Source organism: Serratia sp. 506_PEND (assembly GCF_001076875.1).
GTDB classification, from domain to species: domain Bacteria; phylum Pseudomonadota; class Gammaproteobacteria; order Enterobacterales; family Enterobacteriaceae; genus Serratia; species Serratia marcescens.
Genome location: NZ_JVEL01000138.1, coordinates 1 through 15,262, shown reverse-complemented (window position 1 = coordinate 15,262; position 15,262 = coordinate 1). Strand labels below are relative to the sequence as shown.

General features: G+C 57.1%; 15 protein-coding genes. 9 read left to right on the top strand and 6 right to left on the bottom strand.

Annotation, left to right across the window (positions count from 1 at the left end; genetic code table 11):
• Positions 1 to 198 precede the first annotated feature (198 nt).
• Complete coding sequence (locus tag ADK28_RS03795; protein ID WP_004932204.1) at positions 199 to 750, bottom strand: NAD(P)H nitroreductase; 552 nt, start codon at positions 748 to 750, stop codon at positions 199 to 201.
• Positions 751 to 910: 160 nt separating this feature from the next.
• Here ADK28_RS03795 and sppA point away from each other — a divergent pair, with 160 nt between their 5' ends.
• The 4 genes from sppA (at position 911) to ADK28_RS03775 (ending at position 6,043) form a co-directional block, all read left to right on the top strand.
• Positions 911 to 2,767, top strand: a complete 1,857-nt coding sequence (gene sppA / locus ADK28_RS03790; RefSeq protein ID WP_048794924.1) for a signal peptide peptidase SppA — start codon at positions 911 to 913, stop codon at positions 2,765 to 2,767.
• Positions 2,768 to 2,860: 93 nt separating this feature from the next.
• Positions 2,861 to 3,877: an asparaginase gene (gene ansA, locus ADK28_RS03785; protein WP_016927477.1), complete on the top strand. Its 1,017-nt coding sequence runs from the start codon at positions 2,861 to 2,863 to the stop codon at positions 3,875 to 3,877.
• 22 nt (positions 3,878 to 3,899) lie between these two features.
• On the top strand, positions 3,900 to 4,532 hold the full coding sequence (gene pncA / locus ADK28_RS03780; protein WP_048794923.1) for a bifunctional nicotinamidase/pyrazinamidase: 633 nt from the start codon (positions 3,900 to 3,902) through the stop codon (positions 4,530 to 4,532).
• Between the two features lie 233 nt (positions 4,533 to 4,765).
• Entirely contained in the window at positions 4,766 to 6,043 is a 1,278-nt protein-coding gene (locus tag ADK28_RS03775) for a glycoside hydrolase family 18 protein (protein WP_048794922.1), read from the top strand.
• Positions 6,044 to 6,088: 45 nt separating this feature from the next.
• Here ADK28_RS03775 and ADK28_RS03770 read toward each other — a convergent pair whose 3' ends face one another.
• Together ADK28_RS03770 and msrB are read right to left on the bottom strand one after the other, a co-directional pair.
• A complete protein-coding gene (locus ADK28_RS03770) occupies positions 6,089 to 6,361 on the bottom strand; it encodes a YeaC family protein (RefSeq protein ID WP_004932218.1) in 273 nt (90 codons plus the stop codon).
• A gap of 63 nt (positions 6,362 to 6,424) precedes the next feature.
• Positions 6,425 to 6,838 (bottom strand): peptide-methionine (R)-S-oxide reductase MsrB, encoded by a 414-nt coding sequence (msrB, locus tag ADK28_RS03765; RefSeq protein WP_004932219.1) that lies wholly within the window; start codon positions 6,836 to 6,838, stop codon positions 6,425 to 6,427.
• A gap of 348 nt (positions 6,839 to 7,186) precedes the next feature.
• Between msrB and gapA the strand changes: the two genes are divergently transcribed.
• Positions 7,187 to 8,182, top strand: coding sequence for a glyceraldehyde-3-phosphate dehydrogenase (gapA, locus tag ADK28_RS03760; RefSeq protein WP_016927474.1), 996 nt, complete (start codon positions 7,187 to 7,189; stop codon positions 8,180 to 8,182).
• Positions 8,183 to 8,388: 206 nt separating this feature from the next.
• Positions 8,389 to 9,264: a D-hexose-6-phosphate mutarotase gene (locus tag ADK28_RS03755; protein ID WP_048794921.1), complete on the top strand. Its 876-nt coding sequence runs from the start codon at positions 8,389 to 8,391 to the stop codon at positions 9,262 to 9,264.
• 94 nt (positions 9,265 to 9,358) lie between these two features.
• Here ADK28_RS03755 and ADK28_RS03750 read toward each other — a convergent pair whose 3' ends face one another.
• Both ADK28_RS03750 and ADK28_RS32045 read right to left on the bottom strand, forming a co-directional pair.
• Positions 9,359 to 10,123, bottom strand: coding sequence for a MipA/OmpV family protein (locus tag ADK28_RS03750; protein ID WP_015378103.1), 765 nt, complete (start codon positions 10,121 to 10,123; stop codon positions 9,359 to 9,361).
• 108 nt (positions 10,124 to 10,231) lie between these two features.
• Positions 10,232 to 10,507 carry a hypothetical protein gene (locus ADK28_RS32045; protein ID WP_153297016.1) on the bottom strand — a complete coding sequence of 92 codons (276 nt, stop codon included), beginning with the start codon at positions 10,505 to 10,507 and terminating at the stop codon, positions 10,232 to 10,234.
• A 42-nt stretch (positions 10,508 to 10,549) separates the two neighbouring features.
• On the opposite strand from ADK28_RS32045, the gene yeaG reads away from it, so the two are divergent.
• The 3 genes from yeaG to ADK28_RS03735 all read left to right on the top strand — a co-directional run bounded on the left by yeaG (position 10,550) and on the right by ADK28_RS03735 (position 14,453).
• Positions 10,550 to 12,484, top strand: a complete 1,935-nt coding sequence (gene yeaG, locus ADK28_RS03745) for a protein kinase YeaG (protein ID WP_016927472.1) — start codon at positions 10,550 to 10,552, stop codon at positions 12,482 to 12,484.
• Between the two features lie 132 nt (positions 12,485 to 12,616).
• Entirely contained in the window at positions 12,617 to 13,885 is a 1,269-nt protein-coding gene (locus tag ADK28_RS03740; RefSeq protein WP_048794920.1) for a YeaH/YhbH family protein, read from the top strand.
• Between the two features lie 337 nt (positions 13,886 to 14,222).
• A complete protein-coding gene (locus tag ADK28_RS03735) occupies positions 14,223 to 14,453 on the top strand; it encodes a hypothetical protein (protein ID WP_004932237.1) in 231 nt (76 codons plus the stop codon).
• Positions 14,454 to 14,649: 196 nt separating this feature from the next.
• Here the strand turns inward: ADK28_RS03735 and ADK28_RS03730 are convergent.
• Positions 14,650 to 15,262 (bottom strand): alpha/beta hydrolase (locus ADK28_RS03730; RefSeq protein ID WP_048794919.1); only part of this gene is annotated, 613 nt, incomplete at its 5' end.

Below are 15,262 nucleotides of genomic sequence, written 5' to 3'. Positions count from 1 at the left end.
CCATGGCTGTACTGGGTTAAACGGATCGCTGGCGATGTCATAGTCCACTCCCTTCGGTAACGGCACTCAAGATAACATAGGGTAGCGCTTGCCGAGGGGATTGATAAGAGCGCGCCGCGGATAAGCGAGCGGCCTGCTCAGAAACCATGCAATTTTGCGGGGTTTGGCGCATTTTCGCCGCGCCCCGTTGGAAAAAACTTAGAAATAGCTGACGAAAGGCGTGCTGTCTGGCGGCGTCACTTTGGTGGCGGCCTTCAACTGCGGCGTGCCCAGATAGAGGAAACCGACGATCTCATCCTGCTCGCGGCAGCCGAAGGCTTCGCGCACCAGCGCATGCTCGGTCCAGGCGCCGGTGCGCCAGATGCCGTTAAAACCCTGCGCCAACGCCGCCATCTGCATCGCCTGCACGGCGCAACCGGCGGAAACCACCTGCTCCCAGCGCGGCACCTTGGTTTCTTCAGTGCAATGCGCGATGACGGTGATGATCAGCGGCGCGCGGAACGGCGCCTTGGTGGCTTTTTCAATCGCCGCTTCGTCCAGTTGATCCTGCTTCGCCGCCGCCTGCAGCAGCTGGCTGAAACGCTCCAGGCCCTGATTTTCGATCATCACGAAACGCCATGGCTGCAGCGCGCCGTGATCGGGCGCACGCAGTCCCGCGTTGATGATATTTTGGCGCACTTCCCCCGCCGGCGCCGGTTCCGCCAGGCGTGAAGCCGAGCGGCGATTCAATAAAAGATCCAGAGCATCCATCGTAAACTCCTGATAACAATTTTCATTCCGGCCACGTTAACATAGCTAAACGACGAGTTACAGCCTCGGCGATAGCGTCTGTGTGCCACGATTTAAAGCTGACATTTACCCGGCCGCTCATTAGGATAGCGGAACATTCTCGACTCTTGTTGGAGAGCACATGCGCACATTGTGGCAAATTATTGCCGGCATTTTCCGGTGGACATGGCGTCTGCTGAATTTTATCAGGGAACTGATCCTTAACCTGTTCCTGGTCCTGCTGATCCTGGTTGGGGTTGGCATCTATCTGTCCTTCCAAAGTTCCTCCACCTCGACGGCCCCGGCGCGCGGCGCGCTGCTGGTCGATTTAAGCGGCGTGGTGGTCGATCAGCCTTCGGTAAACAACCGGGTGCGGCAATGGGGCCGTGAACTGTTGGGCGCCTCCAGCAGCCGCCTGCAGGAGAACTCGCTGTTCGACGTAGTCGACAGCATCCGCAAGGCCAAAGACGACAAAAACATTACCGGCATGGTGTTGCAGCTGAATGATTTCGTCGGCGCCGATCAGCCGTCGCTGCGCTATATCGGCAAAGCGCTGCGCGAGTTCCGCGACAGCGGCAAACCGATCTTCGCCATCGGCGACAGCTACAACCAAACGCAATACTACCTGGCCAGCTACGCCAACAAGGTCTTCCTGTCACCGCAGGGCGCGGTCGATCTGCACGGTTTCGCCACCAACAACCTGTACTACAAGTCGTTGCTGGACATGCTCAAGGTCACCACCAATATCTTCCGCGTCGGCACCTATAAATCGGCGGTCGAACCGCTGATCCGCGACGATATGTCCCCGGCGGCGCGCGAAGCGGACAGCCGTTGGATCGGCGGCCTGTGGCAGAACTACCTGGAGACCGTGGCCGCCAACCGCCAACTGACGCCGCAGCAGCTGTTCCCGGGCGCCGCCGGCGTGCTGAGCGGCCTGCAGGCGGCCGGTGGCGACACCGCCCGCTATGCGCTGGACAATAAGCTGGTGGATGAACTGGCGTCGCGCACCGCGATCGAAAATCAGCTGGTCAAGACCTTCGGCTGGGACAAACAGGTGAACGATTTCAACGCCATCAGCATCTATGACTATCAGCCGAAGCCGGACGCCAACCAGGGCGGCAAGATCGCCGTGGTGTTCGCCAACGGCGCCATCATGGACGGCCCGCAGACGCCGGGCAACGTCGGGGGTGACACCACCGCCGCCGAGCTGCGCCAGGCGCGTCTGGATCCGGCCGTCAAGGCCGTGGTGTTCCGCGTCAACAGTCCAGGCGGCAGCGTCAGCGCGTCCGAAGTGATCCGTTCCGAGCTGGCCGCCGTGCGCGCCGCCGGCAAACCGGTGGTGGTGTCGATGGGCGGCATGGCCGCGTCGGGCGGCTACTGGGTCTCGACGCCGGCCGACTATATCATCGCCAGCCCGAGCACCCTGACCGGTTCGATCGGCATTTTCGGCATCATCAATACCTACGAGAAAACCCTGGATACGCTGGGTGTGCACACCGACGGCGTGGCGACCTCGCCGCTGGCCGATATCGCGGTCACCAAGGCGCTGCCGCAGGAGTTCTCGCAGATGATGCAGCTGAACATCGAAAACGGGTATAAGAACTTCCTCGATCTGGTCGCCAAATCACGCAAGATGACCCCGCAGCAGGTTGACCAAATCGCGCAGGGCCACGTGTGGCTCGGCAGCGACGCCAAGGCCAACGGCCTGGTCGATCAGTTGGGCGATTTCGACGACGCGGTGAAGAAAGCCGCCGAGCTGGCAAAGCTGCAGCAGTGGCAGCTCGACTGGTTCGTCGATACCCCAAGCCTGAGCGATATGGTGCTCAGCCAGTTCGGCGTTTCCATTCACGCCATGCTGCCGGCCGCGATTCAGGCCATGCTGCCCGCCCCGCTGGCCTCGGTCGCCAACGCGGTGAAAGAACAACCGGGCTTGTTCAATAACCTGAACGATCCGCAAAACCGTTATGCGATCTGTCTCACCTGCGGAGATGTCCGCTAACAAATAATTCTGCAGCCCGGCCACCGCCGGGCTTTTTTTCTGCCGCCATGTCCCTATAATTCAGCCCATCTTATCTTTGTTAAAATCATAACCATGCAAAAGAAATCCATTTACGTCGCCTACACCGGCGGCACCATCGGCATGCAGCGCTCAGATCATGGCTACATCCCGGTTTCCGGCCACCTGCAGCGCCAGCTGGCGCTGATGCCCGAATTCCATCGGCCGGAGATGCCGGATTTCACCATTCATGAATACGCGCCATTGATTGACTCTTCAGACATGACGCCGGAAGACTGGCAGCACATCGCCGACGACATCAAGCAGAACTACGATCGCTACGACGGCTTCGTGATCCTGCATGGCACCGACACCATGGCGTTCACCGCCTCTGCGCTTTCCTTCATGCTGGAAAACCTGGCCAAACCGGTGATCGTTACCGGCTCGCAGATTCCGCTGGCGGAGCTGCGCTCCGATGGCCAAACCAACCTGCTCAACGCGCTGTATCTGGCGGCCAACCATCCGGTGAACGAAGTCAGCCTGTTCTTCAACAACAAGCTGTTCCGCGGCAACCGCACCACCAAAGCGCACGCCGACGGCTTCGACGCCTTCGCCTCCCCGAATTTGCCGCCGCTGCTGGAAGCCGGCATCCACATTCGCCGCCAGCAAGGCATCGACAGCCCGGCTTGCAACGGCGCGTTGCAGGTGCATGACATCACGCCGCAGCCGATCGGCGTGGTCACCATCTATCCGGGCATTTCCGGCGCGGTGGTGCGCAATTTCCTGCTGCAGCCGGTCAAGGCGCTGATCCTGCGCTCCTACGGCGTCGGCAACGCGCCGCAAAAGGCCGAACTGATCGACGAGTTGCGCGCGGCCTCTGAACGCGGCATCGTGGTGGTCAACCTGACGCAGTGCATCTCCGGGCGCGTCAATATGGAAGGCTACGCCACCGGCAACGCGCTGGCGCACGCCGGGGTGATCAGCGGTTTCGACATGACGGTGGAAGCCGCCCTGACCAAGCTGCACTATCTGTTGAGCCAGCCGCTGACGCCGGAACAAATCCGCGCCCTGATGCAGCAAGATCTGCGCGGCGAGCTGAGCATCAACGGTTAACCTACTGAACTCTGGAGCGGCGATGAAAACGGCCCTGTTGTTGATCGATCTGCAAAACGACTTCTGCCCCGGCGGCGCGCTGGCGGTCACGGAGGGCGACGCCGTTATCCCGGTCGCCAATCAGGCGATCGCCGCCTGCCTGGCGCGGGGCGAGCCGGTGGTGGCCAGCCAGGACTGGCATCCCGCCAATCACCGCAGCTTTGCGGTGAACTCCGATGCGCAGGTCGGCACCCTCGGTGAGCTGGAAGGCCTGCCGCAGGTGTGGTGGCCGGTGCACTGCGTGCAAGGGAGCCACGGCGCCGATTTTCATCCCCAGTTACAGCGGCAACACATCAATGCCGTCTTTCGCAAAGGGCAAGATACGAACATCGACAGCTACAGCGCGTTCTTCGATAACGGCCACCGTGCGCAAACCGAACTCCACGGCTGGCTGCAATCGCAGAGCGTCCAGCGGCTGGCGATCATGGGCCTGGCGACCGACTACTGCGTGAAGTTCAGCGTGCTGGATGCACTGGCTGCCGGCTATCCGACGCAGGTGATCGTCGACGGCTGCCGCGGCGTGAATCTGCAACCGGACGACAGTGAGCGAGCGCTGCAGGACATGGCGCGCGCCGGCGCGCAGCTAGTTACCCTGTCACAGTTTCTCGCCAACTAAATCCGCTCGGGCGCCACCGGCGCCCTCTCTGCGCGGCGGCGAAATTATCGACGCTGCTCACAATACCGCCTTTCTTATTCCCCAACGGCTTGTGACCGGCAGGCGCTTTTGCTGTTATGACTGCGACGCTTTTGGCGTCAATCGGTTATACGCATCCGGGGCCCGCTGAGCCCGGCTTTATTGTGCCCGCCCCTGGCGGTACGGTCGGCCTTGCCGACCACAAGGAGACTGACATGAAAATAACCCGAAAACTGCTGCCTTTGCTGGCGGCGGTGCAATTGGCTATGGCCGGCGCAAGCACGGCCCAGGCGGCCTATCTCTCCGTCGGCTACTTCAACGGCGGCGGCGACATCACCGCCGGCCCCGGTGGCGACATCGACAAGCTGGACGTGACGCAAATCACCCACCTCAACTATTCGTTCGGCCTGATTTACAACGACGAGAAAGACGAAACCAATGCGGCGCTGAAAGACCCCGCTCGCCGCCACCAGATCTACCTGTCGCCGAAAGTCACGGCCGATTTGCAACGGCTGCCGGTGCTGCGCAAACAGAACCCCGAGCTGAAAGTGCTGTTGTCGGTCGGCGGCTGGGGTGCACGCGGTTTCTCCGGCGCCGCCGCCACCGCGGAAAACCGGGCGATATTCATCCGCTCCGCGCTGCAGGTGATCGCACAGTACCGGCTGGATGGGATCGATCTGGACTGGGAATACCCGGTGAACGGCGCCTGGGGCTTGGTGGAAAGCCAACCGGCAGACCGCGACAACTTCACCCTGCTGCTGAAAGAGCTTCATCAGGCGCTGGGTAAAGGCAAGCTGTTAACCATCGCCGTCGGGGCCAACGTCAAAAGCGCACAGGAATGGGTCGATGTGAAAAATATTGCCCCTTACCTCGACTACATCAACCTGATGACCTACGACATGGCTTACGGCACACAGTACTTCAATGCCAACCTGTACGATTCAACGCGTTGGCCAACCGTGGCAGCCGCCGACCGCTACAGCGCCGATTTCGTGGTAAAGAATTATCTGGCAGCCGGATTGAAACCGGCGCAGATGAACCTGGGTATCGGTTTCTACGGCCGGGTACCGAAACGGGCGACCGAGGCAGGCATCGACTGGGACAAACCGGATGCCGCCAAGCATCCGGTGACGCGGCCTGACTTCAGCGCGCGAGAAATCGCCCTGTTCCGTACGCTGGGATTGGATCTCAGCAAAGACACTTATTTTAAATACCACGATATCGTCAACAAATTGCTCAACGATCCGCAGCAGCGTTTCCGCGAGCACTGGGATGACGATGCCAAAGTGCCATACCTGACGCTGCAATCCGCCGAAGGCAAACCGCTGTTCGCTATCTCCTACGAGAACCCGCGTTCGGTGGCCATCAAGGCCGAGTACATCAAAAGCCAGGGATTGGGCGGTGCGATGTTCTGGGAATACGGCGCGGACGATAACAACCGGCTGGCGCAGCAGTTGGCGGAATCGCTGAACATAAAGGGCGAGAAACGGTAAATCGACGGGGCGATGGCGACATCGCCCCGCTTTAGGGGAGGAGCTTTACTGCGGTTTGAGTTTGACCAGCGGCTCGGCAACGAACTGCTGTTTCAGCTCTTGCTTGCTCTTCATCACGATCTGCCCGTCGGTGCCGATGCTCATGTGCTGCGGATCGACATTGTTCATCGACTGCCACAGCATCACCGCCTGCAGGCTGTTTTCTTTCTGCTCCGGCGTCAGCGCCACGCCATCCGGCCATTTGCCCAGCTCAACCGCCTGTACCAGGCGCTGGTATATCTCGGGCGTCATCGCCGCAATCAGATCTTTCACGTCCATCAGAGCCTTTCTCGCTTACGGATGAATAATTAGCTGAATCGATTTTGTTGGTTAAATTACCACTTAACCGGCCGTTTGGTCGCCATTTTCGCCATCGGTGAAACTCAGCGAGGCGGAGTTGACGCAGTAGCGGTCGCCAGTCGGCTGCGGGCCATCGGGGAAAACGTGCCCCAGGTGCGCGTCGCAGTGGCCGCAGCGGATTTCAACACGATGCATATTATGTGAATTATCATCAAGATAACGGATTGCATCGGCGGAAACCGGCTCATAAAAGCTCGGCCAGCCGCAGCCTGAATCGTATTTGGTTTCGGAATAGAACAGCGGCTGGTTACAGCACAGGCAATGGTACACGCCCTCGCGCTTGTTGTGCAGCAATTTGCCGCTGAACGGCGCTTCGGTGCCACGCTGTTGCGTCACATAACGTTGGATTTCATTCAGTTCCGTGACCGGATGACCGGGGGTTGTCTCTTTAGCCATTTGTGCTTATCTCTGAATGTGGATAATGTCAACGAAAACAATGATTAATAATAACAAAAAATTAACACCGCTGCAGGAGTTTTTGGCCTAAACTGTAGCCCATAAAGGCCACGTCACGATGATATGTGATAACGATCACACATCTTGCGTATGCTGACTTTATACTTGGCGGCTTGTCCCCATATAACGGATGAGGCCGAGCGCAAATGGACTGTGCAATAAGCGTGCAAAACCACCCCTCCGGTTTGACTTGCCGCAAGTATTGACACGATTCCGCTTGACGCTGGGTAAGGTTTTTGTAATTTTACAACCAACCTTTTATTCACTAACAAATAGCTGGTGGAATATATGACTATCAAAGTAGGTATCAACGGTTTTGGCCGTATCGGTCGCATTGTTTTCCGTGCTGCTCAAGAGCGTTCTGACATCGAGATCGTTGCAATCAACGACCTGTTGGACGCAGAGTACATGGCTTACATGCTGAAGTATGACTCTACTCACGGCCGTTTCAACGGTACGGTAGAAGTTAAAGACGGCCACCTGGTTGTTAACGGCAAAACCATCCGTGTTACCGCAGAGAAAGACCCGGCTAACCTGAAGTGGAACGAAGTGGGCGTTGATGTGGTTGCTGAAGCGACCGGTATCTTCCTGACCGACGAAACCGCACGTAAACACATCACCGCCGGCGCTAAAAAAGTGGTTCTGACTGGCCCATCCAAAGATGCGACCCCAATGTTCGTTCGCGGCGCCAACTTTGACAAATATGCCGGCCAGGACATCGTGTCCAACGCCTCTTGCACCACCAACTGCCTGGCGCCACTGGCTAAAGTCATCAACGACAACTTCGGTATCGTTGAAGGCCTGATGACCACCGTTCACGCCACCACCGCGACTCAGAAAACCGTTGATGGCCCGTCTCACAAAGACTGGCGCGGCGGCCGCGGCGCATCCCAGAACATCATCCCTTCTTCTACCGGCGCAGCGAAAGCGGTTGGCGTGGTTCTGCCAGAGCTGAAAGGCAAACTGACCGGCATGGCGTTCCGCGTACCGACCCCTAACGTGTCCGTTGTTGACCTGACCGTGCGTCTGGAAAAACCGGCTACCTACGAAGAAATCAAGAAAGCCATCAAAGACGCCGCTGAAGGCTCTATGAAAGGCGTTCTGGGCTATGTTGAAGACGACGTGGTTTCCACCGATTTCAACGGCGAAGTGCTGACTTCCGTGTTCGATGCCAAAGCCGGTATCGCACTGAACGACAACTTCGTGAAACTGGTTTCCTGGTACGACAACGAAACCGGCTATTCCAACAAGGTTCTGGATCTGATCGCTCACATCTCCAAGTAATGGCATGATGTTAAGCTGATAATGAGGGCGACATTTTTGTCGCCCTTTTTTTACCCGTCATCTTTCGAGTCACCGCGTTGTTGGCTGCACACGCTCACCCCAGCCACTTACTTCGGTAAGCTCCTGAGGGTTCCTGTGCTTGCCGCCTGGCCGTGACCCGAAAGCTATAGGTTTCTTTGTATCTCCGGCAAACAATAGGTCATGAAATGAACGAGAAAATTTTCACCCTGCCCGTTTCCGAACAGATTTCTCCTTATATCAGCCAGCGGCAACTCGATGAGTTGGGCGTGGTTGTGGTGTCGCACCCGAAAGTGCGCGCGGCGGTCGCGCTGCAAGGCGCGCATTTGCTGGCCTGGCAACCTAGCGGGGAGCAGCCGGTGATTTGGCTCAGCAACAATACGCCTTTCGCCAAAGGCAAGGCCATCCGTGGCGGCGTGCCGATCTGCTGGCCGTGGTTCGGCCCGGTGGCGCAACCCTCCCACGGCTTTGCCCGCAACCAGCCCTGGAGTCTGACGGCGCACGATGAAGATGACAACGGCGTCATCCTGACCTTCACGCTGAAAGACAATGAGCAGACCCGCAAACTGTGGCCGCACGCCTTCACGCTGATTGCTCGCTTCAAGCTGGGTGAAGAGTGCGAAATCGAGCTGGAATCGCACGGCGATTATCAAGCCACGGCGGCGCTGCACAGTTACTTCCAGGTCGGCGACATCGATCGGGTCAGCGTGGCGGGTCTGGGCGAGCCTTATATCGACAAGGTGGCAGGCGGCGCAGAGGCGCACCAGACGGGCGAAGTGACCTTCATCGGCCAAACCGACCGCGTCTATACCCGCCCGGAAGCTTTCAGTCAGATCCGCGATCCGGCGCTCGCTCGCACCATCGAGGTTCACCACCATCATATGAGCGACGTCATCGCCTGGAACCCCGGCGTGGAACTCTCCTGCAGCATGGGGGATATGCCGAACGACGGTTACAAGACCATGGTCTGCATCGAGACAGGGCGCGTCAGCAAACCGCTGGTCGCTGCCGGCGAGCAACCCGCCCGTTTGGGAGTCACCTTCCGCAGCCGTAAGAAGGCCTGAGGAACCGTGCGCGGAAGCGCACCACTGATGTGCAAAAGGGGCGCCAGCGCCCCTTTTTGATGCACGCCATGCACGATAACCGTGCAATGCGTGATTAGAAGGTGTAGCTCACACCCGTCATCAACAAACCGGTGTAAGATTTATCCACCATCGGGCTGTCTTTCACTTCATCCGACAACTTCACATAGCGGCCGACGAAGAAGGCGTTCCAGCTTTTGTTGATCTGATAATTGGCGCTCAATTCGAGATACGGGGCCCAGCTATCGCCAGGCGTGTAGCTGTCCAGGCCGCTGCGGCGTGATTCATTGGCGCTGACGCCGTAGTAATATTTGTTCTGGTTCTTGCTGTTCCACATCACGCCCACGCCCGGGACCAGCGTCAGCGCGTCCAGATCAAACTTGTACAGATAAGCGACATCGCCCACCAGCCCGTTGCTGTTGTTCAGCGTGTCGCCGGTGAAAGTGGTACGAAGGGTGCCCCATTCCGCGTTGTGCGAATAGGCCAGGCCGGCCATCAGCGTGCCGCGACGCTTGTCGAGGCGCTTCATGCGATCGTCGTCGCTGTCGCCCGGACGGTAGCCCCATGGCGTGTAGTAACCCATGATGCTCAGCTGGTTTTCTTGATCTTTCCACAGGTAGTAACCGGCGGTCAGAGTACGGAAGTAGAAGTCGTCACCTTCATAGTCGATGACGGGCACCGGATAAACGCGGTCCTGATAACCGCGATACGCGTCCGGACTAACCAGCGCGGCAGCACCGAGTGACCAGGTCCCCGCCTGAGCACTTTGCGCACAAACCATTGCGGAAGCGATAATTGCTAGCGTTTTGAGTTTTGAAATCTTCACTGGTTCTTTTTCCATAAATTACAGGGTTAATAGCCGCGATAGTTTATGTGAAAATTTAGTTGCGTGCCTAATCTTTACAAAGGAAAACGACCAAGATCGAATAACTTATAGCGGAATTATGAATTAATCATGGCGGAACGATGACGTTTTATCCCGCAGGCCGCGCCAGACAAGGCATTTGGCTTCCACGGTAATAACTGAGTCATTGATATGACTTAAAAAAAGCTTTTTCTGCGGCAGGAAATTTTCCGGCAAGCAAACTAAGCTTAAATCAGAAGGTGAATTTATCCTGGGCCCAGTGGCATACAGCGCAACTCGCGATAATAAGCGCACCAAGTTGGCATACGGGTTGCTGTACTCAGGCGTATTCTCATCTTTCGGGAGCCAGAACACTATCACACGCTCTCTTTAACCTGTGCTAATAACGAAAGGACGGGCATCATGAACATATTTGACCACTATCGCCAGCGCTACGAAGCTGCCAAGGACGAAGAGTTCACACTGCAGGAATTTCTTACCATTTGCCGGCAAGATCGCAGTGCCTATGCCAACGCGGCCGAACGTCTGCTGATGGCTATCGGTGAACCTGTGATGGTCGACACTGCGCTAGAATCACGCCTGTCGCGCCTGTTCTCCAACCGCGTGATCGCACGCTATCCGGCCTTCGAAGAATTCTACGGCATGGAAGAGGCCATCGAACAGATCGTCTCTTACCTGAAACACGCCGCGCAGGGCCTGGAAGAGAAGAAACAGATCCTTTACCTGCTGGGCCCGGTGGGCGGCGGCAAGTCCTCGCTGGCAGAACGCCTTAAAGCGTTGATGCAGCGCGTGCCCATCTACACCCTCAGCGCCAACGGCGAACGCAGCCCGGTCAACGACCATCCGCTGTGCCTGTTTAATCCGCAGGAAGATGCCACGATCCTGGAAAAAGAGTTCAACATCCCAAGTCGCTATCTCGGCACCATCATGTCGCCGTGGGCGGCGAAGCGCCTGCATGAGTTCGGCGGCGACATCACCAAGTTTAAAGTCGTGAAAGTGCGCCCTTCCATTCTGGAACAGATCGCCATCGCCAAAACCGAGCCGGGCGATGAGAACAACCAGGACATCTCCGCGCTGGTCGGTAAAGTGGACATCCGTAAACTGGAGAACCACGCGCAGAACGACCCGGACGCCTACGGCTATTCCGGCGCCCTGTGCCGCGCCAACCAGGGGATTATGGAATTCGTCGAGATGTTCAAAGCGCCGATCAAGGTGCTGCATCCGCTGCTGACCGCAACCCAGGAAGGCAACTACAACGGCACCGAAGGCATCTCCGCCCTGCCGTTCAGCGGCATTATTCTGGCGCACTCCAACGAATCCGAGTGGGTGACCTTCCGCAACAACAAGAACAACGAAGCATTCCTCGACCGCGTGTACATCGTCAAGGTGCCTTACTGCCTGCGCGTGTCGGAAGAGATCAAGATTTACGACAAGCTGCTGGACCACAGCGAGCTGACTCACGCGCCCTGCGCGCCGGGCACCCTCGAAACGCTGGCGCGCTTTAGCGTGCTGTCGCGGCTGAAAGAGCCGGAAAACTCGAGCATTTACTCGAAAATGCGCGTGTATGACGGCGAAAGCCTCAAGGATACCGATCCGAAAGCCAAGTCCTATCAAGAGTACCGCGACTACGCCGGGGTTGACGAAGGCATGAACGGCCTCTCCACCCGTTTCGCCTTTAAAATCCTCTCGCGGGTATTCAACTTCGATCACGCCGAGGTGGCGGCCAACCCGGTACACCTGTTCTATGTGCTGGAGCAACAGATCGAGCGCGAACAGTTCCCGCAGGATTTGGCCGAGAAATACCTCGAACATCTGAAAGGCTATCTGATTCCGAAATACGCCGAGTTTATCGGCAAAGAGATCCAGACCGCCTATCTGGAATCCTACTCGGAATACGGACAGAACATTTTTGACCGTTACGTGACCTACGCGGACTTCTGGATCCAGGATCAGGAGTATCGCGACCCCGACACCGGTCAGCTGTTCGACCGCGAGTCTTTGAACGCCGAACTGGAGAAAATTGAAAAACCGGCCGGTATCAGCAACCCGAAAGATTTCCGTAACGAAATCGTGAACTTCGTGCTGCGTGCCCGCGCCAACAACAACGGCCGCAATCCGAACTGGACCAGCTACGAGAAGCTGCGCACCGTGATCGAGAAGAAAATGTTCTCCAATACCGAAGAGCTGTTGCCGGTGATTTCGTTTAACGCCAAAACGTCGACGGACGAGCAGAAAAAACACGACGACTTCGTCGACCGCATGATGGAAAAAGGCTATACCCGCAAGCAGGTGCGCCTGTTGTGTGAATGGTATCTGCGGGTCAGAAAATCCTCATAACGCCTCAGGTAAGCGGCATTATCAGGGCCATGTCCACAGTCATGGACGTTGCAGCGCAGCCCAAGGAGGGGCTAACACATTGCGCTGTCGCGACCGGGACATGAAGAGTTGGCAACGTCGTTTGGGGGAAGTATGGCCTATTTCATTGACCGGCGGCTGAACGGCAAAAACAAGAGCATGGTGAACCGCCAGCGCTTCTTGCGCCGTTACAAGTCGCAAATCAAACAGTCGATTGCCGAAGCCATCAACAAGCGTTCGGTCACCGACGTAGACAGCGGGGAGTCGGTTTCAATCCCCACTGACGATATCAACGAACCGATGTTTCATCAGGGGCGCGGCGGCACACGCCATCGCGTTCACCCTGGCAATGACCACTTCGTGCAGAACGATCGCGTTGAGCGGCCTCAGGGCGGCGCAGGCGGTGGCGGCGGCCAGGGCAACGCCAGCCAGGATGGTGAAGGCCAGGATGAATTCGTCTTCCAAATCTCCAAAGACGAGTACCTCGATCTTTTGTTCGAGGATCTCGCCCTGCCCAATCTGAAAAAGAATCAGTACAAGCAGTTGACCGAGTTCAAAACCCATCGTGCCGGCTATACCGCCAATGGCGTGCCGGCCAACATCAGCGTCGTGCGTTCGCTGCAGAACTCGCTGGCGCGACGTACCGCCATGACCGCTGGGAAAAGGCGCGCGTTGCACGAACTGGAAGACGAGTTGAACCAGCTGGAAAACACCGAACCGGTGCAGTTGCTGGAAGAGGAGCGGTTACGCAAGGAGATTGCCGAACTGCGCAAGAAAATCGAAAGCGTGCCGTTTATCGACACCTTCGACCTACGCTACAAAAACTATGAGCGCCGGCCGGAACCCTCCAGCCAAGCGGTGATGTTCTGCCTGATGGACGTGTCCGGCTCGATGGATCAGGCGACCAAAGACATGGCCAAACGTTTTTACATCCTGCTTTATCTGTTCCTGAGCCGTACCTATAAAAACGTCGAGGTGGTCTATATTCGCCACCACACCCAGGCGAAAGAGGTGGACGAACAGGAGTTCTTCTATTCGCAAGAAACCGGCGGCACCATCGTCTCCAGCGCGCTGAAGTTAATGAATGACGTAGTCGAAGAGCGTTATGACCCGGCGCAATGGAATATCTATGCCGCGCAAGCGTCGGACGGCGACAACTGGGCCGACGATTCACCGCTGTGTCATGAGCTGTTGGCGAAAAAGATCCTGCCGATGGTGCGTTATTACAGCTACATAGAAATCACTCGCCGCGCTCACCAAACGCTGTGGCGCGAATACGAGGATCTGCAGGCGAAATTCGACAACTTCGCCATGCAGCATATCCGCGAACCGGACGATATCTATCCGGTATTCCGCGAACTGTTCCGTAAGCAGACCGTGTGAATAACGCCGCGTGAATGTCACCACAGCCGGAAAGCGCCATTTTCCGGCTGTTTCTTTTTCGCATTATATATTTGCAAAATCCATGTTTATTTTTTAAACAATGACAACAACAATAATAAGTCAGATTCCCCAGAACGGTCCTCTCTATTATTTGTTCTTCTGAGGTTATTCCTAAACATCCGCCTCTGCCCCCGCACGGCTTGATAGGAATATTCCCATTCAGTTATCGTTACCCCATCGCTTAAGTCTCTTCCTAAGCGAAATTTGCCTCATTTTATTTTTCTATGGCTTCTCAGCCCGCTGCGGCGGGCATTTACCTGTCAGCAGGTTAGACATCATGATCGACTACACCCTCTATGGCCTCAACAAGCACGATGTTGATGAATACCATAAGCAAATATGTTGCCTGCTCGGCAAAAACGTGCTGCTGGTGTTGACCGCCAACAAGCCGATAACCAAACAGAACCTGCTCGCCAGCCTTATCCAGGAGATAGAAAAGCAGCCCGATGATTATTTTCAGCGGCTGCATCGCGCGGCGATAGAAATGATCGGCGTTAACGGGCGCTAAGGCGATATGCGTAAGGCAGACCTCTACGCCATTATTGCCGCCGCCGTCGTGTTGATGATGCTGTTATAGCGACATCAGCGCCTATCCCTAATTAGCGCCTATTACGCCGGCGCTTTCGTCCGGCGTAATAGGCAGCGAAGGGATAATCTGCCGCAGGATGTCACCTTTTAGTCCGGAGAACCTTCCTGCCCCTGCTTTATTTCAAACCGGCCGCTTCGTCAATCAAACTCGCCACCTCATCGGCATGGGAAACCAGCGAGGCATGGCTGGCATTCAGCACCATCACTTTCTTGGCCTGAAGCCGCTGCGCCATGCGCCGCTGATTCTCCGGCGCTATCATGCGATCGTCGCTGGAAAGTTGATACCATGACGGCTTATGTTTCCAGGCGGGTTCGCCGATGGTGTTGCCAAAGGTATCGGCCAGCGGAGCCTTCTGCGCCACCGCCATCACCAACGCCTCGTCGGCGGTCAGATCCTGGCAAAAGCTTTCGTGAAACTTGTCGGTTTTAATCCACAGATAACCGTCGCTGTCCGGGGCCAGATTCTCGACTGCCGCAGGAGGATGCACTTGCGTAATACCGCCGGCACTTTCACCGGCATCCGGCGCAAATGCGGCGATGTAGACCAGGCCAACCACGTTAGGCTGGTTGCCCATTTCCGTGATCACGGCACCGCCGTAAGAGTGCCCGACCAACAATACCGGCCCCGCTTGCTGCGCGACCATCTTGCGCGTACGTTCCGCATCCTCAGCCAGCGACGTCAACGGCATTTCCACCGCATGAATCGCCGTATATCCCCTGCGCGATAAC